Source organism: Nostoc sp. (assembly GCF_036917555.1).
Lineage (GTDB): Bacteria > Cyanobacteriota > Cyanobacteriia > Cyanobacteriales > Nostocaceae > Nostoc.
In genome coordinates this window covers 15,391-39,855 of the sequence record NZ_JBALDD010000041.1, presented here as the reverse complement: position 1 = coordinate 39,855, position 24,465 = coordinate 15,391, and the positions used below count along the sequence as shown (strand labels likewise).

The 24,465-nt window shown below is 43.5% G+C and carries 19 protein-coding genes and 1 pseudogene; 13 read left to right on the top strand and 7 right to left on the bottom strand.

All coding sequences use genetic code 11. The annotated features are described in order from the left end of the window. The first annotated feature begins 107 nt into the window (after nt 1–107). The 3 genes from V7K60_RS16970 (at nt 108) to V7K60_RS16960 (ending at nt 3,916) form a co-directional block, all read left to right on the top strand. On the top strand, nt 108–1,307 hold the full coding sequence (locus V7K60_RS16970; RefSeq protein ID WP_334927020.1) for a hypothetical protein: 1,200 nt from the start codon (nt 108–110) through the stop codon (nt 1,305–1,307). A 299-nt stretch (nt 1,308–1,606) separates the two neighbouring features. Beyond that, a complete protein-coding gene (locus V7K60_RS16965; protein WP_334927019.1) occupies nt 1,607–2,485 on the top strand; it encodes an N-acetylmuramoyl-L-alanine amidase in 879 nt (292 codons plus the stop codon). Between the two features lie 174 nt (nt 2,486–2,659). Continuing rightward, a complete protein-coding gene (locus V7K60_RS16960; RefSeq protein WP_334927018.1) occupies nt 2,660–3,916 on the top strand; it encodes an FAD-dependent hydroxylase in 1,257 nt (418 codons plus the stop codon). Nucleotides 3,917–3,951: 35 nt separating this feature from the next. Here V7K60_RS16960 and V7K60_RS16955 read toward each other — a convergent pair whose 3' ends face one another. Next, nucleotides 3,952–5,472 carry a site-2 protease family protein gene (locus V7K60_RS16955; protein ID WP_334927022.1) on the bottom strand — a complete coding sequence of 507 codons (1,521 nt, stop codon included), beginning with the start codon at nt 5,470–5,472 and terminating at the stop codon, nt 3,952–3,954. Between the two features lie 192 nt (nt 5,473–5,664). Between V7K60_RS16955 and V7K60_RS16950 the strand changes: the two genes are divergently transcribed. After that, nucleotides 5,665–6,366, top strand: a complete 702-nt coding sequence (locus V7K60_RS16950) for an MBL fold metallo-hydrolase (RefSeq protein ID WP_334927017.1) — start codon at nt 5,665–5,667, stop codon at nt 6,364–6,366. Between the two features lie 31 nt (nt 6,367–6,397). Here V7K60_RS16950 and V7K60_RS16945 read toward each other — a convergent pair whose 3' ends face one another. Beyond that, the gene (locus tag V7K60_RS16945; RefSeq protein ID WP_334927016.1) at nt 6,398–6,580 is read right to left on the bottom strand and encodes a hypothetical protein; all 183 of its coding nucleotides are present in this window, start codon (nt 6,578–6,580) and stop codon (nt 6,398–6,400) included. Between the two features lie 129 nt (nt 6,581–6,709). Between V7K60_RS16945 and V7K60_RS16940 the strand changes: the two genes are divergently transcribed. After that, nucleotides 6,710–8,329, top strand: coding sequence for a Na+/H+ antiporter (locus V7K60_RS16940; RefSeq protein WP_334927015.1), 1,620 nt, complete (start codon nt 6,710–6,712; stop codon nt 8,327–8,329). A gap of 510 nt (nt 8,330–8,839) precedes the next feature. On the opposite strand, the gene V7K60_RS16935 is transcribed toward V7K60_RS16940, so the two are convergent. Further along, nucleotides 8,840–9,211 (bottom strand): hypothetical protein, encoded by a 372-nt coding sequence (locus V7K60_RS16935; protein WP_334927014.1) that lies wholly within the window; start codon nt 9,209–9,211, stop codon nt 8,840–8,842. Between the two features lie 190 nt (nt 9,212–9,401). Here V7K60_RS16935 and V7K60_RS16930 point away from each other — a divergent pair, with 190 nt between their 5' ends. Further along, the gene (locus V7K60_RS16930; protein WP_334927013.1) at nt 9,402–10,892 is read left to right on the top strand and encodes a glutamine synthetase family protein; all 1,491 of its coding nucleotides are present in this window, start codon (nt 9,402–9,404) and stop codon (nt 10,890–10,892) included. Nucleotides 10,893–11,160: 268 nt separating this feature from the next. On the opposite strand, the gene dnaG is transcribed toward V7K60_RS16930, so the two are convergent. Continuing rightward, the gene (dnaG, locus tag V7K60_RS16925; protein WP_334927021.1) at nt 11,161–13,119 is read right to left on the bottom strand and encodes a DNA primase; all 1,959 of its coding nucleotides are present in this window, start codon (nt 13,117–13,119) and stop codon (nt 11,161–11,163) included. Between the two features lie 299 nt (nt 13,120–13,418). Between dnaG and tftA the strand changes: the two genes are divergently transcribed. The 4 genes from tftA (at nt 13,419) to V7K60_RS16905 (ending at nt 19,350) form a co-directional block, all read left to right on the top strand. Next, nucleotides 13,419–14,771 carry a hormogonium tapered terminus morphoprotein TftA gene (tftA, locus tag V7K60_RS16920; RefSeq protein WP_334927012.1) on the top strand — a complete coding sequence of 451 codons (1,353 nt, stop codon included), beginning with the start codon at nt 13,419–13,421 and terminating at the stop codon, nt 14,769–14,771. A 665-nt stretch (nt 14,772–15,436) separates the two neighbouring features. Continuing rightward, on the top strand, nt 15,437–16,318 hold the full coding sequence (locus tag V7K60_RS16915; RefSeq protein WP_334927011.1) for a TauD/TfdA dioxygenase family protein: 882 nt from the start codon (nt 15,437–15,439) through the stop codon (nt 16,316–16,318). 527 nt (nt 16,319–16,845) lie between these two features. Continuing rightward, nucleotides 16,846–17,922, top strand: coding sequence for an aliphatic sulfonate ABC transporter substrate-binding protein (locus tag V7K60_RS16910; protein ID WP_334927010.1), 1,077 nt, complete (start codon nt 16,846–16,848; stop codon nt 17,920–17,922). Nucleotides 17,923–18,078: 156 nt separating this feature from the next. Beyond that, nucleotides 18,079–19,350: an MFS transporter gene (locus V7K60_RS16905; protein WP_334927009.1), complete on the top strand. Its 1,272-nt coding sequence runs from the start codon at nt 18,079–18,081 to the stop codon at nt 19,348–19,350. Here the strand turns inward: V7K60_RS16905 and V7K60_RS16900 are convergent. The 3 genes from V7K60_RS16900 to V7K60_RS35295 form a co-directional block, all read right to left on the bottom strand. Next, the gene (locus V7K60_RS16900; RefSeq protein ID WP_334927008.1) at nt 19,347–20,447 is read right to left on the bottom strand and encodes an LLM class flavin-dependent oxidoreductase; all 1,101 of its coding nucleotides are present in this window, start codon (nt 20,445–20,447) and stop codon (nt 19,347–19,349) included. The genes V7K60_RS16905 and V7K60_RS16900 overlap by 4 nt on opposite strands. Nucleotides 20,448–20,603: 156 nt before the next feature. Beyond that, nucleotides 20,604–21,383, bottom strand: coding sequence for a class II aldolase/adducin family protein (locus tag V7K60_RS16895; protein ID WP_334927007.1), 780 nt, complete (start codon nt 21,381–21,383; stop codon nt 20,604–20,606). A gap of 447 nt (nt 21,384–21,830) precedes the next feature. Next, the gene (locus V7K60_RS35295; protein ID WP_442944412.1) at nt 21,831–22,220 is read right to left on the bottom strand and encodes a putative molybdenum carrier protein; all 390 of its coding nucleotides are present in this window, start codon (nt 22,218–22,220) and stop codon (nt 21,831–21,833) included. Here V7K60_RS35295 and V7K60_RS16890 point away from each other — a divergent pair. The 3 genes and pseudogenes from V7K60_RS16890 to V7K60_RS16880 all read left to right on the top strand — a co-directional run bounded on the left by V7K60_RS16890 (nt 22,118) and on the right by V7K60_RS16880 (nt 24,203). Then, nucleotides 22,118–22,384 carry a hypothetical protein gene (locus V7K60_RS16890; RefSeq protein WP_334927006.1) on the top strand — a complete coding sequence of 89 codons (267 nt, stop codon included), beginning with the start codon at nt 22,118–22,120 and terminating at the stop codon, nt 22,382–22,384. The genes V7K60_RS35295 and V7K60_RS16890 overlap by 103 nt on opposite strands. A gap of 86 nt (nt 22,385–22,470) precedes the next feature. Next, nucleotides 22,471–22,707 (top strand): annotated as a pseudogene (locus V7K60_RS16885) (cell wall hydrolase); the annotation flags it as partial. Nucleotides 22,708–23,291: 584 nt separating this feature from the next. Further along, entirely contained in the window at nt 23,292–24,203 is a 912-nt protein-coding gene (locus V7K60_RS16880; RefSeq protein WP_334927005.1) for a TRAP transporter substrate-binding protein, read from the top strand. Nucleotides 24,204–24,465: the final 262 nt, after the last annotated feature.

Genomic DNA, 24,465 nt, shown 5'->3' with positions numbered 1-24,465 from the left:
TATTAATTTAAGCAAGAGCCTTTTTGGACGTTCACTCTCAGTAATATATATGTACTGTTAAATGGCGATCGCTGTGCCAGTTGCGTAAGTCCTGTCTTAGTCTGGTGGTGGAACGTTTGCCCCTCGACGCGCCTAATTATGAACAGAAATGGCAGCAAATTAAACAAACAGGCGAGTGCCATGAAATTTCGATGAAATTCCAACTCAATACCATTCCTGCGGGGATTCCCACTTGGTTTATTGCGCGTCAACACCGCTTCACAACTGGCATTCATTGGCGTAACGGTGTTTTATTTGCTTATGAGCAAGAACATTTAGCATTAGTGGAAGCTGTTAAAAGCGATCGCTATATTAAATTAATAGTGCGAGGTCCTAACCCGCTAAATTTCTTTGTCCTGCTTCGAGATGGCATGGAAGTTACTCTCGCCAGGTTTCCCGGATTAGATATTAAACGCACAATTCCCTGTCTTGGTCATAATGGTCAACCATGTACCCACGAATTTGACTATAAACAACTATTGCAACGCTGGGAAAAAAAGAAAGGAACAATTGAATGTCCAGAAGCTATGGAAGATGTATCAGTGCCAGAACTCTTATATGGCTTAAACTGGAATACCCAAAATGCAGTCCTAGAACGCATTGACCAGTTGGAAACAAAAGTTGTTCACGGACAAGCAGTAATTCTCGGTGAATTCAAAAATCTCCTAGAACTGACGCAACGGGGATTTACCAATGCATTCCGCCGCGAACAAGCAATGATAGATGCTCATTGTCCCAATGTTTTTGTGCTGCGTCCTCATGGCGCTAAAGCTTGGCAAAAGAATCTAACTGGACAGAAATTAGATTTACAACTCTATTGCCAAGCACCAGGCTGTTGGCATCCCACCCAAGAAGGCGGTTTATATGAAATAAATGAACCTGCCAAATGGCTGAGAGTAACTGCACCTTATATTGGTAACTTATTCAAAGTCTTGAAATATGCCGCACCGATAATTGGCCCTTGGCTGGGTGTGGTAGATCCCAAAGAATATGAAACGCTATTTAAAAATGACTTAGAACTATTTAAAGAACTAGCAGCAAAATTACCTGAACTCAAAGAATCTGAAGATTTAGAATTAGCAGATAAAATTGCTAGAGGTGAAGATTTAGATCCAGAACGCGCCGATGGTGCAGCTTTGCGTGCCTTACGTCAACTTTTAGATGAAAAAGATCCCCAGCAGCACTGGGGTGGATTAAAGAACGTCTTGACTCCAGAGGGACATTACCTGTGGCTATGCGAACATCACGCAGCAGAGTATAAACGCTAACTATATTAGATTTGAGATTGCGATCTTGAATTGTAGAGAAACAATTCATTAACCATTCCTATAACCAGTAGCGATAGTTTTGAGAGTATTTAAATAGCTCCCTAGACAGAGGAAGCATCTAAAACAATTACTTAGCATTCTAACATATACTAATAGCGTATATTTGACTAGAATTAAGGTATTATAGCGATTATTATTTGGATACCATAAGCGGTAGGGGTTTACAGAAGTGCGCCTCTACGACTGACACGCCAGTTTAGCTATAAATTAATATCTACGGTTTTACGGGTATTAGAAAAATGAAGTTTACAGACTGGGTGACTAGAGTGCTACTAATCTGGCTGATGTTCGCCACTGTAATAGTAGTGCTGCTAATTGGACGAGCAACAAAATTACACAACAATCCGACAATATCCCGTACGGCCAATCCACAGGTTACAGCTTTCAGTCAATATCCCCAGGCGCAATTCCAATCAGCGAAAGAGCCAGAGAAGAAATTTCAAAATGTTATCAAGTCCCCAGTCAAGACTAACCAGCCTGTAACAAGGTACATAACCACTCAAGCTTTTGCACAGTATAGACCTAATTATCAAGTTGCTTCGGTTGACCCAAGTAACTATGGAGAACGGTACGCTCAAGATATTAACGGCGTAACTCTCCACAATCAACCAATTATTGTCCTCCATGAAACTGGTTATTCTGCTTCCAGCGCCATCAATTTCTTTCAAGTAGCCCATAACGATGAAAGTGTGCAAGCAAGTTACCACGCTTTAGTCAAGTTAGACGGAACGGTGGTTTATCTAGTACCCCCAGAAAAGCGGGCTTTTGGTGCAGCTAACTCTGTGTTTGATGGTTCTCAGGGAGTGGAAACTGTGCAGACTAATCCAAATTTGCCCGCTTCTGTGAATAATTTTGCCTATCATGTCTCTTTGGAAACACCGCCAGATAGTTATGACAGTGGCAGCCAACAAACCCATAGTGGCTATACAGAAGCTCAATATCATTCTCTTGCTTGGTTAATTGCTCAAAGTCAAGTCCCAGATCATCGCATCACTACGCACCATTTAGTAGACCGTTCTGGTAAAAAAGTTGACCCGATAAATTTTGATGGTAATAAATTTCTCAGCTTACTTAATACTTATCGTCAGGTTAGACCAATTTATCGAGTCAGTAAATAATTTAGGAGTCACAATTCAGGAGTCAAAATTCAGAATGGGCTACACCCCGCTGCGCTAACAGAAGTAAAACAGGCTTTATACCTGGCTTATAGATAAAATTTTGAATTGTTAACTTGCTCAAGAAGGCGCGATCGGGTCAAAATAAGAGTTAAGACGCTGTAACCTAACTTAATAATGACCCCAACGCAGCTTGAGCAAATTTCCCCTCAACCAACACCGCCAAATGAGCCGGGATATGAATATGATTTGGTAATTGTTGGCGGTGGAATTATTGGGTTAACTCTAGCCTCTGCTTTAAAAGATTCTGGCTTGAGTGTCTTGCTAATTGAGGCGAAAGTAGCATCAGCGGCGGTAGCCAAGGGACAAGCTTATGCAGTTCATCAGCTTTCGTCGTTAATTTATCAAGGAATTGGTGTTTGGGACAAAATGTTGCCTCAAATCGCCAAGTATTGCCGAGTTCATCTTTCGGATGCCGATTATCCCAATGTGGTGGAATTTACCACAGATGATATAAATACCCCAGAATTGGGTTATGTGGCGGAACACCAAGCCCTGTTGCAGCCGTTGCAAGATTTTGTCCAAAATTGCCCAAATGTGACTTATCTGTGTCCGGCGGAAGTGGTAAATACGCAATACCAGCAGAATATAGTCGCCATCGATATAAAAATTGCCGATCGACTAAAGACAGTCAAGAGCAAATTAGTTGTAGCAGCAGATGGATCGCGATCGCCAATTCGGCAAGCGGCTGGAATCAAAACTTCGGGCTGGAAATATTGGCAATCTTGCATTGTGGCATTTGTCAAACCAGAAAAACCCCACAATAACACTGCTTACGAAAGATTTTGGTCTAGCGGCCCCTTTGCGATTTTACCTTTACCGGGGAACCGTTGCCGCATTGTCTGGACAGCCCCCCATGAAGAAGCAAAAGCTTTGTGTGCTTTAAATAACGAGCAATTTTTGGCAGAACTAAGCCGCCGCTATGGCGATCAGATGGGTAAATTGGAATTACTAGGCGATCGCTTTGTTTTTCAAGTACAACTCATGCAAAGCGATCGCTACGTTCTCCCGCGACTAGCATTAATTGGTGACGCAGCCCACAATTGCCATCCCGTCGGTGGACAAGGTTTAAATCTGGGTATCCGGGATGCCGCAGCTTTGGCGCAAGTAATTCAAGCAGCGCACAAAGCGGGTAAAGATATTGGCGATATTCAGATTCTCAAAGGTTATGAACGCTGGCGCAAGCTAGAGAATTTGACAATTTTAGGTTTCACCGATTTGTTAGATCGGATGTTTTCTAATAATTTCTTCCCTGTGGTGGTGGTTCGTCGCCTGGGTTTATGGCTTTTGCAGCGAGTTCCTGTATTAAAAGTATTTATGCTGAAATTGATGATTGGCTTAAAAGGGCGGACTCCAGAATTAGCAAAACGATAAAGCTTGAGAACGCGATCGCTGATATGTTTACTTGATTAAATTTGCAAAAAGTTAGCGATCGCCTGCGGTAATGGCAGAATAATTACAACCAGCAAAGCCATTGCCAGTAACCCCCAAACGTCACGTTTGTTATCCAATTCAGTGACATCATTCAGTGCAGGTTCATCAATCAATGGCATAAATAATAAGATAATCGCCCACACCAAAAATTCTTCCCTAACTAAAGAAAGTAACAGCAACAACACACGAGCAATTTGACCAATTACGATCGCAGTTCGTTGTCCAAACATCGCATGGACAATGTGACCTCCATCTAATTGTCCCACAGGCATTAAATTTAACGCTGTGACAACTAGTCCTAAAAAACCTGCTACTGCAACTGGATGCAGATCGAGGGCTGATTTTGCTGTTAACTGACTTCCCAAAGCTAACTTCGAGAGTATAGCCAGTAAAATTGAATACTTGGGATTGAGAGCATCAGGATTTAAAAGTTGGGTTTTTTCAGTCAGGGAAACCACGTCAGAATGAGCCAAACCCCATATTAGTAATGGCAAAGTAACAACAAAACCTGCAAATGGCCCAGCAATACTAATATCAAATAAAGCTTTACGGTTAGGAATGGGACTACGCATTTGAATAAATGCGCCAAATGTTCCTAAGAAGAAAGGTACAGGAATAAAGTAAGGCAACGTCGAGCGAATCTTGTAGAATTTAGCTGTCAAATAATGCCCAAGTTCGTGAATACCTAAAATAGTCATCAGTCCTAAAGCATAAGGCAATCCCTTAAATAGGACATCTGGATTAGATAAAAGTTTGAACAAAGATCCAATTTGCCAAATAGGCGGCAGAGTAACACCAGCATTTTGCAGTCCCACGAAGGTAGTAGTGATCAAAGTAGCTGCTAGCAGCATCAGCGCTAATCCTGGTCGAGTTAATCGTTCCTGGTTGCGTTGTGGTGTATCTGTCTGTTTAGCAGCTTGAGTGTTGGGAACCAGGACAAAAAAAGGTTTGCCATTGAAGCCTTCTTGAAAAATCAGCAAGAAGCGATCGCCAAATTGTGCTTCAATATTAGTTTTAATCTGCTGGTAAGCATTGCTGGCTTTAGTTCGCAACTGACCCCGGCAAATCACAGATTGTGGTCGATACTCAATATTTTGAATGTAGTATACAGACCAAGGAAAACAATTTCGTAGTTGGGTTTCTTCCGTTGGTTCAATGGGACGCACTATTGGTTCTGGGGTAGGCTGGATAGTTGGCTGTAATTCTGAGGCTTGGGCTTGGGCTTTGGTCTGTGTATCTCTTGGTACTTGACGCCCCCATTGAAACAACATCCAGTACAATACTGTGCAGACAAATATCGACCAGAGGATCAGCCCTGGCGGTGGAGATTGTTTCGCCCCGTAGATTAGCGTCCATCCACTCAACAGGAATGCTGGTGTCATTAAAACCAGCCACAACAACCATACTGGTGTGCGGGTGATGTGAGCAACGCTGCGCTGCACCATTAGATAAGTAGCTAGCCCCAGCAGAAGGATAAACAGAAACCAAAATGCCATGTTCTCTTCAGTAATTTTGACAAAACGCCCCACCAGTAGCTTCAGCACCATAGCATTAACTATAAGGCAGACCTCAAATCCCAATTTTTTCACAACGGTTAACAGTGCTGGTTAAGGCTCAAGTTTCAATTCTTGAGATTTTCTGCACTGTAATCAAATTGTCCACAACTCCTCAGTTTCGGTTCTTTGATTATGTGCCCTTTACCTCAACAGCCAAGTCATACAACTAAGCCGCCACGGGCTGTCTTCCCTGACGAAGTTCTCAGCGGAGGTTCTCTGCAATCGGACTTCGCACAAGAGAGCATTTTTGCCTTTCCACCCAATCGGGACACATTAGGGGGAACCTCTTATTTTATTGTAAGAAATGAAGGCAATATCCTCATAGATTGCCCTGCATTAGAAAAAACAAATCAAGATTTTTTAGCAGCGTATGGAGGCGTACGTTGGTTCTTTATCACCCATCGCGGCGCCATTGGTAAGACTGCTGAATTTCAGCAAGCCTTTGGCTGTGAGGTGCTGATTCAAGAGCAAGAAGCCTATTTATTACCAGGCTTACCCGTAACTACCTTTAGGCAAGAATTTACTCTTGATACCGCGACACAAGTAATTTGGACACCAGGGCATTCTCCTGGCTCATCTTGCCTCTACTACAGCGAACTTGGAGGTATATTATTCTCTGGTCGCCATTTACTCCCTAACCAGAATGGTCAAGCAGTACTATTACGGACAGCTAAAACCTTTCACTGGCCAAGGCAAATTCAGAGCCTTCGATTATTGTTAGAACGTTTTACACCAGAAACTCTCCAGTATATTTGTCCTGGAGCTAATACAGGCTTTCTTAGAGGTAAGCTTTTTACACGCAGTAATAGCCTTTTCAGCCATTACTCTCTTTAAAATGCTCACACAATGCTCATTTCTACTATTTTCAGCATTTGAGCATAAATAATTGACCACCATATTCTCTGCTCCCGTCTAATCCAGTGACAATAGCCTGCCGCTTTATGGCTGCGGCACTTCGCCACCCAGTGACACAAGCTACATCCAGCAATCGACTACCACACTTGACGACTACGGCAGACAATATGGCTTCATTTACCTTATAAGTCACAGCAATGAACGGGACTTAAACATTTTTGAGGTCAAAACAAGCGTCAAACCTTTGTAGGGAAAGGGAAATACACCAAATACCCAAAAAAGCCTGAAAATAGCTGTCGTCTAACACTTCACCATTCACTTCATGCAAAGCATTTTTATTCAATATATTTACCTGATCTTGATCATTCTCGGACTGGTCATAATCGCCGACAAGCTGCGACTGGCTTACCCGATCGTGCTCGTATTGGGCGGACTTGCGCTGAGTTTCGTCGCTCAGTTTTCAAATATCACCATTAACCCAGAGCTAATTTTCCTGATTTTTCTTCCGCCCCTGCTTTATGAAGCTGCCTGGCAAGTCTCGTGGAAAGAATTCTGGAAATGGCGAGGGCTAATCATCGGGTTTGCTTTTCCGATCGTCATCTTAACGTCGTGCGTGATCGCAGTTGTCTCAAGCGCGATCATTCCCGGTTTTACTTTAGCACTGGGCTTTCTTTTGGGTGGCATTATCTCACCGCCTGATGCCGTTTCCGCGACGACGATCATGCGGCAGGTCAACGTGCCGAAATCTCTGGTCAGCCTTGTCGAAGGTGAAAGCCTGCTCAACGATGCTTCGTCGCTGATCGTGTTTCGCTTTGCGTTGGCGGCAGTCCTCACCGGACAGTTCCAGTTTCAAGAAGCAGCCGGCAGCTTCGTTCTCGTTATTTTAGTGGGAATCCTGAGCGGACTCGTTGTTGGATTGATTTTCTACGGCATTCATCGTTTATTACCTACAACCTCCAGCATCGAAATCGGTTTAACACTGGTCACGCCCTACTGTATGTATTATTTTGCCGAACACTTTCATTATTCGGGCGTGCTAGCGGTCGTCAGTGGTGGACTGCTTTTATCCAGTAAGCGCGATCGTTTGCTGAGTTACCAAAGCCGGATTGAAGGTTTAAATGTATGGAATAATCTGGTCTTTGTCTTGAACGGGCTAATTTTTTTGCTCATCGGACTCGAACTACCGTTTGTCATCCGGCAGCTTGGCAACATTGGTTTAGGCAGTGCCGTTCGGTATGGATTGATCATCGCGTTCGTGCTGATCGTCACCAGGCTGCTTTGCACGTTAGGAACTTCTGTTTTAATGAGAGTAATGAGCCGCTTTATCGCGGTGTCAGACCCGAATCCGGGATGGCGAGGTCCGCTGATTTTCGGCTGGGCGGGAATGCGTGGCGTGGTATCGCTGGCATCCGCACTTTCCATCCCGATACTGACTCAAACAGGACAGCCGTTTCCTTACCGTGAGCTTATTCTCTTTATCACGTTTATCGTTATTCTAATCACCCTGGTTTTTCAAGGATTAACGCTTCCCTGGCTGGTCCACAAAGTCAACCTCAAAGATAGGTTCACGCTCATTCCTGAACAACAGCAGGAGATCATCATTCAAAAGAAATTAGCACTGGCTTCGCTTCGATTTTTGGAAGAAAAATACAGCGAAGAGCGGGCGCCAAACGAACACTTGGATAATCTGTTCTCCAAGCTCGAAATCGATCTGAAGGTTTTCGATCGCGAACTCGAAGAATCAAATCTCGCTCGGCAAAACTCATTAAAGCGATATCAATCCATTTACCTGGAAGTGCTGGAGCAACGACGAGAATTACTGAACAAAATGAATCGCCGTGCCGAGTTTGATGAAGGGTTGATCCGGAAGTATCTTTTATTGACCGACATGGAAGAATTCAAAGTCCGGGAGATAGGTCCACAGGAATCCGACACCGAGTAAGGAGAGATAAGCAACAACACCAGAGGAAAAGTCGCCATCACTGGCGCGAGTAACGGTTCGGGCGAGACAACGCCTTATTCAGGTATTTTTCTAAGAACTTTTGATAAAATCATGCCAGCATTATGATAACGGTCTTGGTCAAATTATAAGACTGTTCTTTTTTACCACGAAACACATCTCCATTTCAGGGGCTGCGGGTTATAGATCGAGCTTATCAACACCTCGCCTCTCTGGATTTACCAGCTTTGTTAGGGATACAACCTTTTTTGAGGTAGCAGGGCTTGTAGCCATCACAAGGGTAAAATTTTGTCAATATCATTAAAATAAATCTTTGGGTTTGGGTGATGAAAAAGGGTTGTGTAACTCAATGGATGGGCTAAGGTACGAAGCCCATCCTACCGCGCTTGAGTGCAAACCCCAGATTTCTCACCACATCTCTCAAAGCCTGCGCCTCTGCTCCTCTGCCCCTTCTTCTCCTCAAGCTTGTGAGAAATGCGGGAAACGACATTCTTATCTCAGTTTGCAGCTTGCAGTAAGTTCTACATTGTAGAAAGTCCCTGATTTGGGATTAATTGAACGCAATTCCTGAATAAAAGCATTAAATTTTGTATTGCTTATGCCGAAGCCAGCTTCAGCACATGCAGATAAACCTCCTTCAATGGGAATAGGAGATCCTGCTTTAGGACTATATACAATGAATTTATCGACGGTGCTAGTACCGACTGCAAACCCGATAACTTGGCGAATTGCTTGCAAAGCGGCATTATCTAAGGGGCCACCAATACTGCCAATACTGATATTAACCGCACGATTTTCAGCAAAGGCTGGCGCAGTAATCGACAATACTGCCCCGACAATCATTAAACTGGCGAACTTCTTCATTTTTCTCTCCTCCAAAAAATTGAAAAACTAATAATTAAGTTTCGACATGGATGAAGTACATCACAGACTTAGCCATAGTGTTGTACCTGACTGGTTTTACTTTTATTCTCACTATAGTATTGCCCATTTCGTCAGGTAGCGATCGCCTACTAGCCGAATAATTAGTAACATTGAAATATTTTCGTGTGCAATGAAAAGACCTGGATTTATTGAGCGTCATCACCTGTGGACAGAAATCCAAAAAGAAGCATCTGAAAAGATCGAGACTGTTGTTAAAGAACGGGATCTACTGTTGATTCGTACCGCTTGGTCAGACCAGCATGGCATTGTTCGCAGCAAGTCGCTCTTACCCCAAGCGTTTTTAAGCGCCTTAGAAGACGGTATGCAAATTAGCACAGGGACATTCCTGTTTGATACTGGTGGTGCAATAGTATTTAACCCCTTTGTTCCTGGCGGTAGTTTAGATATGCCTTTGATGACAGGTGCGCCAAATCTTGTGGCTGTTCCTGACCCTGATACTTTCAAAATTCTGCCTTGGGCAAAACGTACTGGCTTTATTCTCTGTGACGAGTACTTTCAAAATGGTCAGGCAATGCCCTTTTCCAGTCGCGGTATTTTGCGCCAATCATTGGTAGAGTTACATCAAAGAGAGTTGGAGCATATTGTCGGCTTAGAAGTTGAGTGGTATCTGGCAAAGTTAGAAGATCCGATGTTAGCGATCGCTAATGTTGGTACTTCTGGAAAACCTGGTGAACCTGCCAAAGTTAGCGCTGTAGAGCATAGTTTCCAATACCTTTTAGAATCACACAATCCAGAGATTCACGACTTACTGCGCGTTCTGGCAGAAAACTTAGTTGAAATGGGATTGCCTTTAAGGAGTGTAGAAAACGAAGGAGGTATCGGTCAATTTGAATTTACCTTTGACCCGATTCCGGCATTGCAAGCTGCGGATACAATGATGATATTCCGAATGGCGACCAAGCCAATCTGCCGTCAACAAGGTTACATCGCATCATTTATGTGTCGTCCAGGATTGCAAGGTTCTTCTTCCAATGGCTGGCATTTGCACCAATCCCTTGTAGACCGAACCACAGGCGAGAACGCTTTCATGTCTGCAACCTCCGAATCCCTAATGTCAGATTTAGGTAAACATTTTGTTGGTGGTCTTCTTAAACACGCCAATGCCGCTTCTGTGTTCACAACCCCGACAATTAACGGCTACAAAAGATTTAGGCCTTATTCCCTAGCTCCTGACCGTGCCGGATGGGGATTGGAAAACCGAGGGGCAATGATTAGATTACAAGGCGGTTATGATGATCCCACCACCCATATTGAAAACCGAGTTGGAGAACCAGCAGCCAATCCCTACCTGTATATGGCATCGCAATTGATTTCTGGGTTAGATGGTGTAGATTATAAAGTTGACCCTGGCTCCCCAACAGAGTCACCTTACGCTACAGAAAGTCCGACCTTACTTAAAAGTTTGCCAGAGGCGATTTCATATTTGAGCCAAAGCGAACTTTTTTCTCAAAAAATGGGGCAGCAGTTCATAAACTTCATCATTAAGATGAAACAGAGTGAAATTAATCGCTTTTTGCAGTCCGTCGCCGATCAGCCACCAGAAGACTATTTATTGCAGGTGACTAACTGGGAGCAAAGAGAATATTTTGAATTATTTTGATACTTCACTGCCATCAGCAGCAATATATAATACTTGACAATTTTGAATAAGTAAATCTGACATGAACTTAAATCAAATAAATTGTTTTATTACCTGAAATCGAATTTATCCAAGATGTAAGCGTGCTAGAAGCCATCTTAGAGGGGATAGATAGTTTCACAATTGCGTCAAATTTACCACACGTTAATGCAGTAAAAAACTCGATTGAGTGTTAAGGTTCAATCAGGAGAGTTAGCAAAGAGTGAAGACTGAAAGTATTGCTATTGTGTCAACTTAACTCTGTGATGGAAAATAAACGTTGTCGGTCTATTTGTTGAAGCTTGATTTTTTCAGCGTAGAAAGCCTGATAATAATATTGATACCGCTCTGGTTCAGCTTCTGGATCAGTTTGTTGCCATAGTTCCAAAAAGTGACGATAGCGTTTTTCAAGCATCACTAAATCCATACAAGCGATCGCAGCTTGAACTACTTGTGGAGTCCGAAGTATTTCTTTTTGGTTTTTTTCATCCACATGAAATAAATGGGAAATTAACCCGCTCTCGCTGTCAAATTCTAAGAACCGATCTTGCAGGCGGGAAATTAAATTTGGTAAAGACGCAAAGTTTTTTGTCTCTCCATCATCGGATGAAATTTCTAAAATCTGTTGCCATAAAAATCGGTGGTGGGAAAGGCTAAATTGCAAATCTCGCTCCTCTAGTTCGTCAACAATCATTTGACGCTGTTCGGGACAATGCAAGTAAATTCGCAATAATAACGCCTCTGCGTGTTCTAAAAGGCTGCGTTCTGTAGGGAGTGGGAAGTTGGGAATGGGGAGTGGGGAAACTTTACCACCTCCCCATGCTTTCTTCGCTGACACAGGCTTAGAGTATGTAGCCGCAGCCGGAGCAATTTGAGTTAGCAGATTTTCCACTCGTAGAGGTATGAGTCTGGTATCTCCCAAGCTGAGTATTTCAGCACAATAAGAAACATAATAATTTCGTGTATCGCTGTTAGCTATATTTTTAAGTAATTTGACTATTTGCTGAGTTACTTGCTGAAAATCAGTAGCCTGTTTTAAGTCTCGATCTTTAATAATTTCTTGAATCTGCCAGTCTAGCCAAAGTGGCGCATTTTTTAGCAGTTCTCCATAATCTTCTGAAGTGTGGCTATGCAAGTATTCATCAGCATCTTTACCATCGGGTAAATTGAGAATTTTTAGCTGAACTTCACCCTTGTATGCCAGTTCGGCAATTTCACCGATCGCTCTTTCGGTTGCATTAGTTCCGGCTTTATCAGCATCAAAGTTGAGTATTAATTGTTTCGATTCGGTATAGCGTAATATTAACCGGACTTGTTCTAAGCTTAAAGCTGTACCGAGGGAGGCAATGGCGTTATTAATACCAGCAGCGTGGAGAGCGATCGCATCAAAATATCCCTCCACCACCACGGCTTGATCGAGTTGGGAAATCCCACCTTTGGCTTGATCGAGGGCAAATAGTGTTTTACCTTTACTAAAAAGTTCCGTTTCTGGTGAATTGAGATATTTAGGTTGCTCATCAGTCAGGGTTCTACCACCAAACGCAATGACACGCCCTTGGACATCGCGGATGGGAATCATCAAGCGATCGCGAAATACATCATAATACCCACCCCCTTCCCGGCGTGGTTTAATTAATCCGGCTTTTTCCAGTATTTGCACTGGGTAATGTTTATCTTCCACTAAATAACGATAAAGAGTTTCCCAACCTGCGGGGGCGTAACCTAAACCAAATTGCTGTATAGTTTCTTCTTTGAGTTGGCGGTTAGATTGCAAATATTGAAGTGCTTTTTGCCCTTGGGATTGTCTGAGGGCGTGTTGATAAAACTGGGCGGACGTTGCCAGAACTTCATATAACTGCTCACGCAAAGATAGCTGACGCTGTAATTCTTGGCGTTGTTCGGGTTCGAGAGTTTGCACAGGTACTTGGTAACGCCGTGCTAAATCCAGCACCACATCAGCAAAAGAACGCTTTCCCAACTCCATGACAAACTTAATGGCATTTCCCCCGGCTTGACAGCCAAAGCAATAGTACATTTGCTTGGTCTGGCTGACGGTGAAACTAGGAGATTTCTCATCATGGAAGGGGCACAAACCGACAAAATCTTTTCCTCGTTTGCGTAAAACTACGTATTCCGAGACGACATCTACAATATCAGCCCGTAGTTTAACTTCCTCAATTGTGTCTGGGTGCAAGCGGGGGATTTGCATGGCTTTGTCATTAGTCACTTGTACTGAGTTTCGACTGCGCTTAACTACCGCGTAGTCGTTGGCGCAGCCTCTCGTAGAGAAGTATTGGTCATTGGTCACTTGTACTGAGTTTCGACTGCGCTCAACTACCGCGTAGTCGTTGGCGCAGCCTCTCGTAGAGAAGTATTGGTCATGAACTTTGGAGAAATACCAAAGGACAAATGACTTTAGACTTCTGATAGCTATTATATTCTTGTTGCTAGACCAAGAATAATGTATAGAATTGCTTAAACTTAATTTTATCAGAGGAAATACTGAATATGGGGCGTATTTTTATATCAGCGGCTCATGGAGGCAAAGAAGCCGGAGGAATAGATCAAGGTGCGATCGCAGGTGGTACAAGTGAAGCTAAAGAAATGATTCTGCTGCGGGATTTGATTGTCACGGAACTGAGAGCGCGGAATTTGGAAATTTTGGCAGTTCCTGATGACTTGAGCGCCGCCCAAACTATCACCTGGATCAATTCTCGCAGTCGCCGGGGTGATGTCGCCCTAGAAATTGCATCTAATGCGGCTAACAGCCCTTCTGTGCGTGGGGCTAACGTTTTTTACATTACTAATAATAGCGATCGCAAGAGCAATGCTGAACAGTTACTAGTGGGATTGTTGCGCCGCGTACCCCAATTACCGAATCGCGGAGTCAAGCCAGATACAGATAGTGGATTGGGTCGTTTAGCATTCTGTCGCCAGACAACGCTGCCAGCTTTGGTGATGCAAGTAGGGTTTCTCAGCAATCCAGAGGATCGGGCTTTGCTGCAAACTCGTCGCCGCGATTTTGCTTTGGGAATTGTCGATGGATTGGTGACTTGGAGTCGTGTAATTGACCCTACTCCTGGAACTCCACCAGAAGCAAATTATCCGCCAATTAATATTAATATTAATGGACAAAGTTACACAGAGCAAGGGATTTTAGTTAATGGTAATGCTTACATCCCCATTGATTTAGTAGACCTTCTACGAATTGACCTTTCAAAAGCAGCTAATGTCAATCGGATTACTTATCATAAAATAGTTTATGTCAAAGCCATCGAACTGCGAGATTTTAATGTTGCAGTCACTTGGGATGCGGCAACGCGTACCGTTAGCTTGCGCTCGAATTTGGTAGTTTGCCCTGGTCAATTTTCGCGGGTAATGTCAAACGGTAATACTTCCGAAGTACAGTTACAATTATTTCTGAGAAACAATAATGAAAATGCTTTAGTAAAGTTTCCTGATATCCCAAAACTTTATCGGGAAGAAGCAGGTATAGAGGGAGTGAACTATGATATTGCCTTTTGCCAAATGTGTGTAGAAACGGGATTTTTACGGTTTGGTGGTGATATTAAACCTGAGCAAAATAACTTTGCAGGCTTAGGTGCGATCGGTGGCGGTTCGGAGGCTGCGTCTTTTCCAAGTGCCAGAATTGGAGTGAGGGCGCACGTCCAACATTTGAAAGCTTACGCCAGTTTAGAACCTTTGGTACAGGAAGTAGTAGATCCAAGGTTTCGCTTTGTCACACGTGGGATTGCGCCATTAATCGATCAGCTATCAGGGCGGTGGTCAGCAGATTTGGATTATAGTACGAAGATTTCAGCAATGCTCAAACGATTATATGAATCAGCAGGACTTCTTTGAGTAAGGAAAGGAAAATTACTCAGGTTCTGCACAGTGCGATCGCCTATGCTGGGCGGAACGCCATCGCAAACACGAGCTGTTTCATCTGTTTTTTGACAAAACTAGGACTTACGCACAGGTAACGGAAAACGTAGACGCATTCGCGGAGCGTCTCGTAGAGAAGCGGCTTGCCACGCTTGCCGCAGGCTACTACAGAGGACGCAGAGGTCATGGAGGAATGAGAGTTTGAGAGGGTTTTTGCGTAAGTCCTAAAACCGCTTGCTAATTACTTGATTAACTGTTGATTCCACAAACTCAGTTGCAATAGCTTCACCATTTCGCCAACGTTCTTCATAGTTGGGGATATACAGCAGATTTCAAAGTTTTGAGGTATAGAAATACTCTAGCTGCATATTGCTGTATTGGTTTACTTTTTGGCAGTCAAAATGGTCAAGCATTAACCATTGGCGTAGTTTGCATATCTCTTCAATATTGTCACAGGTATCACTTTAGTCAGTAATTTAACTGTATGAGGTTGCTATGTATTTTACTGAATATTTCTGCCTTGATTCCAGCAGTTTAAAAATATAGTTATTGTATACTACTGTAAATCTATCGGGTTAGGGTATTATACTGACAGCTACGATCGCTTCCTTACCAACTACAAAGTACAAGGAAAAATTTTTATGACATTTACTGCAACACGAATTGAGATTACGCCTAGTGGAGCAGCTTTAGGGGCAGTTGTTACTGGTGTTGACGCCAGTATTGCAGCAGAACCAGAAGTAATTTTGCAACTCAAACAGGCGTGGCGCGATTACCACATCCTCATCTTCAAAAATCAACAATTGACTGACGACCAATTATTAGCGTTTGCGAATTACTTTGGCGACATTCTCCAACAGCCTGCCTATGTCCGTAAAGGAGAAACCGAGCCGTACCTGCCGCCTCTTGTTCTTACCCTTGCAAATGCTGCCTCTGAAGAAAGTTCTGTCAATCTTGCACCCAACTATCGTAAACTTTTACCCCATATCGATCATGACTGGTTGCCTACACCATCTAGCGGTTCATTTTTATATGGGGTAGAACTGCCTGAGAATGGCCCTGATACCTATTGGGTGAATTTGATTCAGGCTTACGAAGAACTAGATGATGCTACTAAAAAGCAGATTGCTGGTTTAGAGTTACGCCATTTTAATTTCTATGGCAAGTATCGGGATGAGTATCCTGAACCTGGCTACGCAGCTGGGCGTGCCGTTGAACCCGGTGAACAAGTTGCTACCCATCCTTTGGTTCGCACTCACCCGGATACTGGCAAGAAAGTTCTCTTCTTAAATGCTGCTAGCGAGGTAGATATTGTTGATTACGACCCAGTAGAAGGGGCAAAGCTAATTGAGCGGTTGCGGGAACACATTAAGCAACCCCACTTTGTTTATCAACACCACTGGAGTAAGGGCGACCTGCTTTATTGGGACAACCAAGCTACGGCTCACTATCGTCCCGAATTTAATTCCAACGCAACCCGGGTTTTAAAGCGGGTTAGCATTCGAGGAAGCCGTCCTTTCTAAAGTTCAGCTAGCTAAAGGTTGTGAATTCTTTCAGATACCAAAATTTACTCCCCCTTTCCTTCTTCGCTTTAGAGAGTAGAGGGGGAAAACCTAGTACCGCAGGGCGGAATTCAAAATTCAAAATGAATGCAATGTAAGCATTTCATTGATTTGGAATGGTGAGGCAGTCCGGTCTTCTCCCAAGGGGAGACGCTTTAGCGCATAGCGCAGCGTTAGCGAGTCATCGAGCGTCTGGGGGTTCCCCATGAGTGCCGTTAGCGTTAGCGAGCTTGCGTTCGCGCAGCGTCTCGTAGAGAGCGTCACCCGTTAGCGAGTCCTCGTACTCTTACAGAGAAGCAAGCTACGCGCAGCGTCTCGAAGAGAGCGTCAGGGGTGGTTTATTTACGCCGTGCTGTACTAGTTTTGACATCACCGGATGCGATTGGATCTAGCCTTCTTAACAAGGATAGAACCTCTAATCGATTCGGTCAGCTTGCCGAGATTTTGCTCCCACCGTATCAGCATCAGTCAAAATGAGATAGAAAGCTATGGTCAGACTGCAAATTGGAAAGCACTCAATATCCAGGCGTGATTTACTTTACACTTTTTATGGATTAATGTCTTTTACTGCCTTAGTCAGTTGTGGAACAAATAACGGCAACACAGGCAATAACAGCAGCACAACCTTGAGTACTAATGCCACTAGTGATAATAAAGGCAGTACCAAGCTGGTTCGACTTGGCTACCAAGTTTCCGGGGATCTAACCCACGAAAAAGGCACGATCGAAAAACGCTTGGCTCCTCAAGGAATAGGTGTTACTTGGTCGCAATTTGTGTCTGGGCCTCCGCTATTGGAAGCCTTAAATGTGGGTAGCATTGACCTTGGGCCTACTGGCGAAACGCCACCCATTTTTGCTCAGGCAGCTGGTACCAATCTGATTTATGTAGTTAATACGCCGCCAGGTACTGGAGAAGGTTCAGCAATTGTTGTACTAAAGGATTCTCCAATCCAAACATTGGCAGGTCTTAAAGGTAAAAAAGTTGCTTATTCTAGAGGGACGGCTCAGACCTTTTTCGTAGTGAAAGCGTTTGAAGAGGTAGGGCTAAAAATCAGTGATATTGAATCAGTGAATCTACCTATTGCAGATGGAAGAGCAGCGTTTTTGAACAAGACGGTTGATGCCTTTGTAGAAAGCGATCCTAGTCTGATCAAGCTGCAACGGGAAGGCAGTATCCGAGTCTTACGAAACGCCCAAGGAATTAAGACGCCAGGAAGTTATTACCTTGCTTCACGAGATTTTGCAATTAATAATGCTGAACTCTTGAAAGCAATTTTGTCAGAGTACTACCAAGTTGGGCAGTGGGCAAACAAAAACAGGCGGGCTGCTGCTGAAATCCTCGCACCGAAGGTCAAGACTGATGTCGATACTATGGAGTTAACGCTGGCGAGAAGAAAATATGACATGAAACCAATTACTGAGGAAGTAATTAGCGCTCAACAAAAGGTTGCGGATCTTCTGTATGAACTGAAACTTGTGCCAAAACAAGTTGATGTTAAAGGAGCAACCTTAACTGCCCAGCAGTATGCAGCAATTACACCGGATGCGGTTAGGAATAAGGCTTAACCTTTGAATCAGCAAGCTTACTAAAAAATCAGACGCGATGCCCTTGGACAGGCTCAGGGTAAGACCTGCGGCGGTAAACTACGCAATTATTCTATAATTAGTTAAGCTAAATATTGGTTAATCTAATATTTAGTTTAACATAATAGAACTCCCCTGATGAAAATTTGGAATAGACAACTAGGCGATCGCGTAAGTAATATCATTTACCAGCATTTACCCGCCTTTCGCTGGCGTAATTTTCGGCTGTTTTTTGGGGGACAGTTACTATCAATGTCTGGGACATTTATGACCCAGCAGTTAACTATTCCTTGGCTGGTATACGATTTGACTCAATCGGCTTGGTTGTTGGGAGTTGCAGGGTTTGTGCAATTTTTACCGACGTTATTAGTGATTCCCTTTTCGGGCGTATTGTCCGATCGCTGGAGTCGTCGTGATTTGTTAATGCTAGTGCAGATATTGGGAATTAGCGTTTCCCTGGCATTAACGATTCTTACGTTTACGAATTGGATTACGTTTCCCATCCTATTGGTACTGAGTGTTCTCAATGGTTTTCTCAAGGGATTAGATATGCCCGTGCGTCATACAATCGTCACCGAAACCGTAGACGATCGCGCCGATTGGAGTAATGCGATCGCTTTGAATTCAGTGATGTTAAGTTCCTCGCTGGTATTGGGACCGGCTATGGGCGGGATTTTGATTGCGACGCTAGGGGTGAAATATTGTTTTCTCTACGATACTCTCAGCTATATCCCTGCCATCTTTACCCTGCTAGCAATGCAGCTGAAAGTCAGACCTATGCAAACCCAAAAGAGCCTTAGCGATACTTTGCAGAAATTGCGGGAGGGCTTTGAATATGTCTCCAAGTTCCAGCCGATTAGAGCAATTTTATTAATACTGGCATTACAAGGTTTAGTCGGGATGTCTCATGTTGCGCTCATGCCCATTTTCGCAGCTAAGATTTTAAATGGGGATGCAACTACAATGGCTCACCTCAGCACCTCAGCGCCCATTGGCTCGTTGTTTGCTTGTTTATATCTGAGTGTTAGGCGAGGGATTGCGGGCTTAGAGCGTTTGATTGTAGTCGCTCAAGTCTTGATTGGGATAAGTTTGATTTCCTTCTCACTATCGCGTCAAGTTGGATTATCCATAATTATACTGGTGTTTACAGGCTGCTTTTCCATCCTGCTGATTACCAGTAGTAATATGATTATCCAAACCCTAGTCGCCGAAGATAAGCGCGGACGGGTGATGAGTTTTTATGCCCTAGCAATGGTGGGTATGATACCCTTTGGGAATCTGTTGGCTGGAACTTTGGCAGATAATTTTGGTGCGACTAATGCCTTGATTGTCTGTGGCAGTCTAAATATCTTAGGTACGCTATGGTTCTATACACAAATGCCAGCTGTGAGGCGTTGGATTGATCGCTAAACCCCGACTCCCACTGTTTGACGTTCTCGTCGCGCGACTTCTGCACGTACTAAAGGTATGACATCACGCCCATAAGCGATCGCATCCTCTAAAGGATCAAAGCCCCGAATCAACAAGGTAGTCACACCTGCATCGTAATAATCAACCAAAGCCTCTGCTACTTGTTCTGGTGTACCCACTAGAGCAGTAGTGTTACCTGCCGCACCAGTAGCTGCTGCGATCGGTGTCCATAGACGCTTATCGTAAATCTCATTTTTGGCTGCAAAATCTAGCAGACGTTGCGATCCTACCGCCTGTGGCCTAGCTGGGGCAGCTAATTTTGCTCCTCCTCGCAACTCTTGAATTCGCGCTAAAATGCTATGTGCCTTCTCCCAAGCCTCTTGTTCTGTAGCACCAAGAATCGGTCGCAGGGAGACGCTGAAGCGAATGGAACGACCGAGTGGTAAGGCAGCACGTACCTCTGCGATTCGTTCTTTAACTGCGGCAATTGGCTCACCCCACAAGGCGTAGACATTACTGTGTTTAGCTCCTACCTGTACGGCTGGGCCAGATGCACCACCAAAGTAAAGTGGGATGTGCGGCTTTTGCAGCGGCTTGATCGCAGAGAAAGCACCCTTGATGCGGTAAAATTCACCTTCGTAATCAAAGGGAATGTCGTTTGTCCAGACACGACGAACAATTTCTAAATATTCATCGGTGCGACGGTAGCGGCTGTCATGATCTAGCCAGTCACCATCTTTTTGCTGGTCAACATCGCTGCCACCGGTAATGATATGTATTGCGATCCGACCGTTGGTAAAATGGTCAAGAGTAGCTGCCTTGCGAGCTGCCAGAGTTGGTGCGACAAAACCCGGACGATGAGCAATTAAAAAGCCCAATCGCTCGGTTGCTGAAGCAGCGAAACTAGCAACAGTCAAACCATCAGGGCTACTAGAACTATAGCCAATCAATACTTTGTCAAAGCCTCCTTCTTCATGGGCTTTGGCAAATTTACGAACATAAGCTGGATCAATGATGTCATCGCCCAGACCGCCTGATGCACTATTTAATTCCGAAATCGGTTTTGTCCGAATCAATCCAATAAATTCAATTGGCATAATAAATTCTCCTGAAAATGTTGGGGAGCAGAGGGGCAGGGGGAGCAGAGGAGCAGGGGGAGCAGAGGGAGATGAGGGGGAATTATTGAATAAATTTCTCCCTTGTCTCTTCTCAATGCCCTGTTTGGCCAATGCCCAATCCCCAGTCCCCAATACCTAATCTAATAAGTCTGGTTGGTCGTGGGTAATTTCATCCCATAAATACTGGAATCCACCCCAGCCTGCTTGGTGAGTACTACCGCGTTGTTGGATCTTTAAGGCGATGTCATGGTCAATCAGGATGGGTTTTCCTACGGCTTCTGCTAGCAATTGCGCTTTAGCAGTATCCTCTAACCTGATGTACCACCAAGCGGCTTCATCTACACTGTGTCCCACGGTCAATATTCCGTGGTTGCGTAAAATCGCAGCTTTGCGATCGCCTAGTGCCTGAGCAATGCGTTTTCCTTCGCTTGTCTCTAAGACAATGCCTGTAAAATCATCAAATAGAGCATGATCTTGGTAAAAAGCACAGGAATCTTGGGTAATCGGATCGAGCAACCGACCCAAAGTTGACCAAGTTTTACCATAGAATGAATGGGCATGAGCCGCTGCAATGACATCGGGGCGCGCTTCGTGGATTTGAGAGTGAATGGCAAATGCTGCTTGACTAACTTTGCCTTCACCTTGGACTACCTGACCTTCACTATTCACTAGTATCAGGTCTGATACCCGAATGCGACTGAAATGTATCCCAAAGGGATTTACCCAAAAATGATCGGTAAGTTCGGGATCGCGGGCAGTGATGTGTCCTGCCAATCCTTGAGCAAAACCCAAACGCGCAAATACCCGAAAGGCTGCTGCCAAGCGTTCTTGACGATGGCGACGCTCTGATTCAATGGAAACGAAGGTCGGTGGCTGAAAGGGATTGCTGGGGCGGACGAGAGAAGTTTGCACCATAATTTTCAACTCCTACGTATGGATTGGGTAGACCTACAGTGCTGCCTCACTGCTGCTGAAAGCCTCAAGGTTTATCGATAAACACTGTTTCACCATTAAGTTAGCGATAACAATAAAGGATTATGGCTTGGTGGGCGATGCCTACGGCGGTAAACTACGCAGTTTTTACCGCTGCAAATACGTATTGTTCAATCATGTCCAGTGGACAATGCTACAAATAACTTTTGGCTAATAGCCATGTATACCTTACTATTTACAGTTTTTCAACTACCTAGTGAAAACAAATTTATTAACTAGAGTAATGATGCTATCAAGTAAACTACGGCAAGTCAATCGATTTAAAGGTATTTATATTACAATGAAACTACCACAATTCATTTAAATAAGCAAGCTCAATATGGAGTTCTGCTAAAAAAATATACTGGGGAAAGTTTTATCTCTTTCTTTTTACGACTCCAATATCTGCTTAAGAACATATCGGGCACGGTTATAAATAACGCCTGGTCGTGAGCTTTCTCGTGGACCAGCAACATTCAAAATGCGAATGTTGTGCTTCTGAATCCAACTCCAGAAACGAGCAGCGTCATTTCCACTGAACGACAGCGCGTTAATGATGAGGACAGGGCGATCATACTTATGCGCCAGGTCAGCTGTAAACTTTGTTCCTCCTTCAAGTGCTCCATACGCTAGGACGAGCGTCCCATCTGAATCTCGAACGTTCCACTCGGTACGTAATGCATAGTCTGTACTCGTTGTCTCTTGAAGCGGGTATACAGGTGGTATCTTTCCATCCTCTGCAAGCCGCCCCTTTGGACACCATCCACGAACTGGTAACAAAAGTGACAAAGCTGTATCGAGCGCAGCTCTATCAACTCCTGTCTGACCTCCGGTTACAACCCAAAGCCGTTGATGAGACGATATTGACTCTCCTTTCTCAGATTGTGTGGCGATCGGAAGTGCGTAGGCGTAGCCCGCCGCAGGCATCGCTTTACCCTGCATAAGTCCTCCAACGATGAACAAGAGCGCAACCCAACATATATCAGGGTGTTGGGTTACGCAAAGCCTCCGCCCAACCTACAATTTTTTTGCTGCATCTTTTCCCAGTGCCAGAATTGGAGTTAGGGCGCACATCCAACATTTGAAAGCTTACGCTAGTTTAGAACCTTTGGTACAAGAAGTGGTAGCTCCAAGGTTTCGCTTTGTCACACGTGGGATTGCACCATTAATCGATCAACTATCAGGACGCTGGTCAGTAGATTTGGATTATAGTACAAAGATTTCCGCCATGCTCAAAAGATTATATGAATCAGCAGAACTTCTTTGAGTATTGAGTGACTTATTATAAGTAGGTAAACATCAAAATTTTTAGTTGCAATAAAGCAATAACGCTTTAGCCTAGTTTATCTTTATTCACATAGTTTGATTTTACTACTATGCCAACCTACTTAGCATTTTTTTAAGGGTGTTGTTACCTAGAATAAGATCCAGTAAATTTCTATTGAATACTCTAAGTAAAAATTTTATCTATAATATTATCTAGAAAAATGTATGAAATAAAAAAGAATGAAAGAACTGTTTGATTATCTGTTGAAAAGTCCCATTACTAATAATGTTGTTACAATTGCTTTCTTTGTTATTATCATTTCAATAACGCTGATATATGTTGTTGCATTTTTTCAAGGGCGAAATCTTTTGTTCTGGCCTCCAAGCATTGGTAATCTACCAAATAATTAAACAGGGCAGAGTAGTTCTCTCAGTGGTTCAGGAAATTCGATAACTCGTCGAGGTTTTATACCCACGGTTATTGGTACGTTCGTGGGGCTAACTGCTGGTTGGCTGATTGGGCAAAAACAAACATCTGATCAACAGAAGACATCTGGACAACAGCCATCTGTAATACAGTGAACGATGGACACCTTCTTGAGTGAAAGTGCCAAAAACACTATTCTCTATGATGCTCCACAAGCAGTGTGCGATCGCGTTAAAGAAATGTCAGGTGAGCGATTTATTATAACTCTAAAGAGATCGGGAAAAACGGAAAAACTTTTAAACGATGTGAATGAGGGAGTAGTAGAGTGCGGATACAATGGAATCTATTATAGTACAAAGAAGCTTAAGATTCTTTATTTTGGTTGTGCAATTCCTTTTGGACTAAACCCTCAAGAACAGAATGCTTGGCTCTATTATAAGAAAGATCAAGATCAAGGTCTCGAAGCACAAACTTTCATGCAGTCAATTTATTCAAGACTCAATTTGAATATTGTTGCTTTTCCGGCAGGAGCCACAGGAGGTCAAGCAGGAGGATGGTCTAGAGAACCAGTTAACTCGATAAACGATTTTAAAAATAAAACTATGCGAATTCCTGGGTTTGAAGCAGAAGTTATACAAAAATTTGGTGCTAGGACTCATGATCAGTTGATTGAATCAATTTCAATAGACAAATTGATAAGAAGGCTTAAGGATGGGGGAAATGGGAGATTTGATGCTGTTGAGTGGACTGGCCCACATGATGATTTAATCCTGGTGTTAGACAAAGCAGTAAAATTCTACTATTTCCCTGGCTGGTGGGAGCCAAACACAACATTTGAAGTTCAGGTTAATAAGAAGGCTTGGGAGCATTTATCACCTGAATATAGAGAGATTTTTAAAGCTGCTTGTTCGGAAGTTCACATGAGTACACTAGCTCAATATGTTTCCCTCAACAGTAAGGCATTGAAGGAATTGAAGGAAAAGATTCCCGAAACAGGAATTCAATTAATGCAGTTTAATGATGATATTTTGAAAGCAGCCAGGGATGAAACAATAAAGTTGCTAGATTAGTATGCTGAAGATGAAGATTTTAAGTACGTTTACGACGAATGGAAAAACTTTACTAAAAAAATTCGAGGTTGGTCAAAGCAGAATGAAATACCATCTAAGTTTTTTATCGATTTTTAGATTTAGTCACAAAAATGTTAATAGAGATTGTTAAGAAAAAACCCGATCGCTGCACAAGGTTGATAAGCGAAGAAAAGCGGTATAATAATTCGGTTGGAGCAATCTACCGAAAAGTTGGCTATGGCTCTACTTGAGAGTACAATAG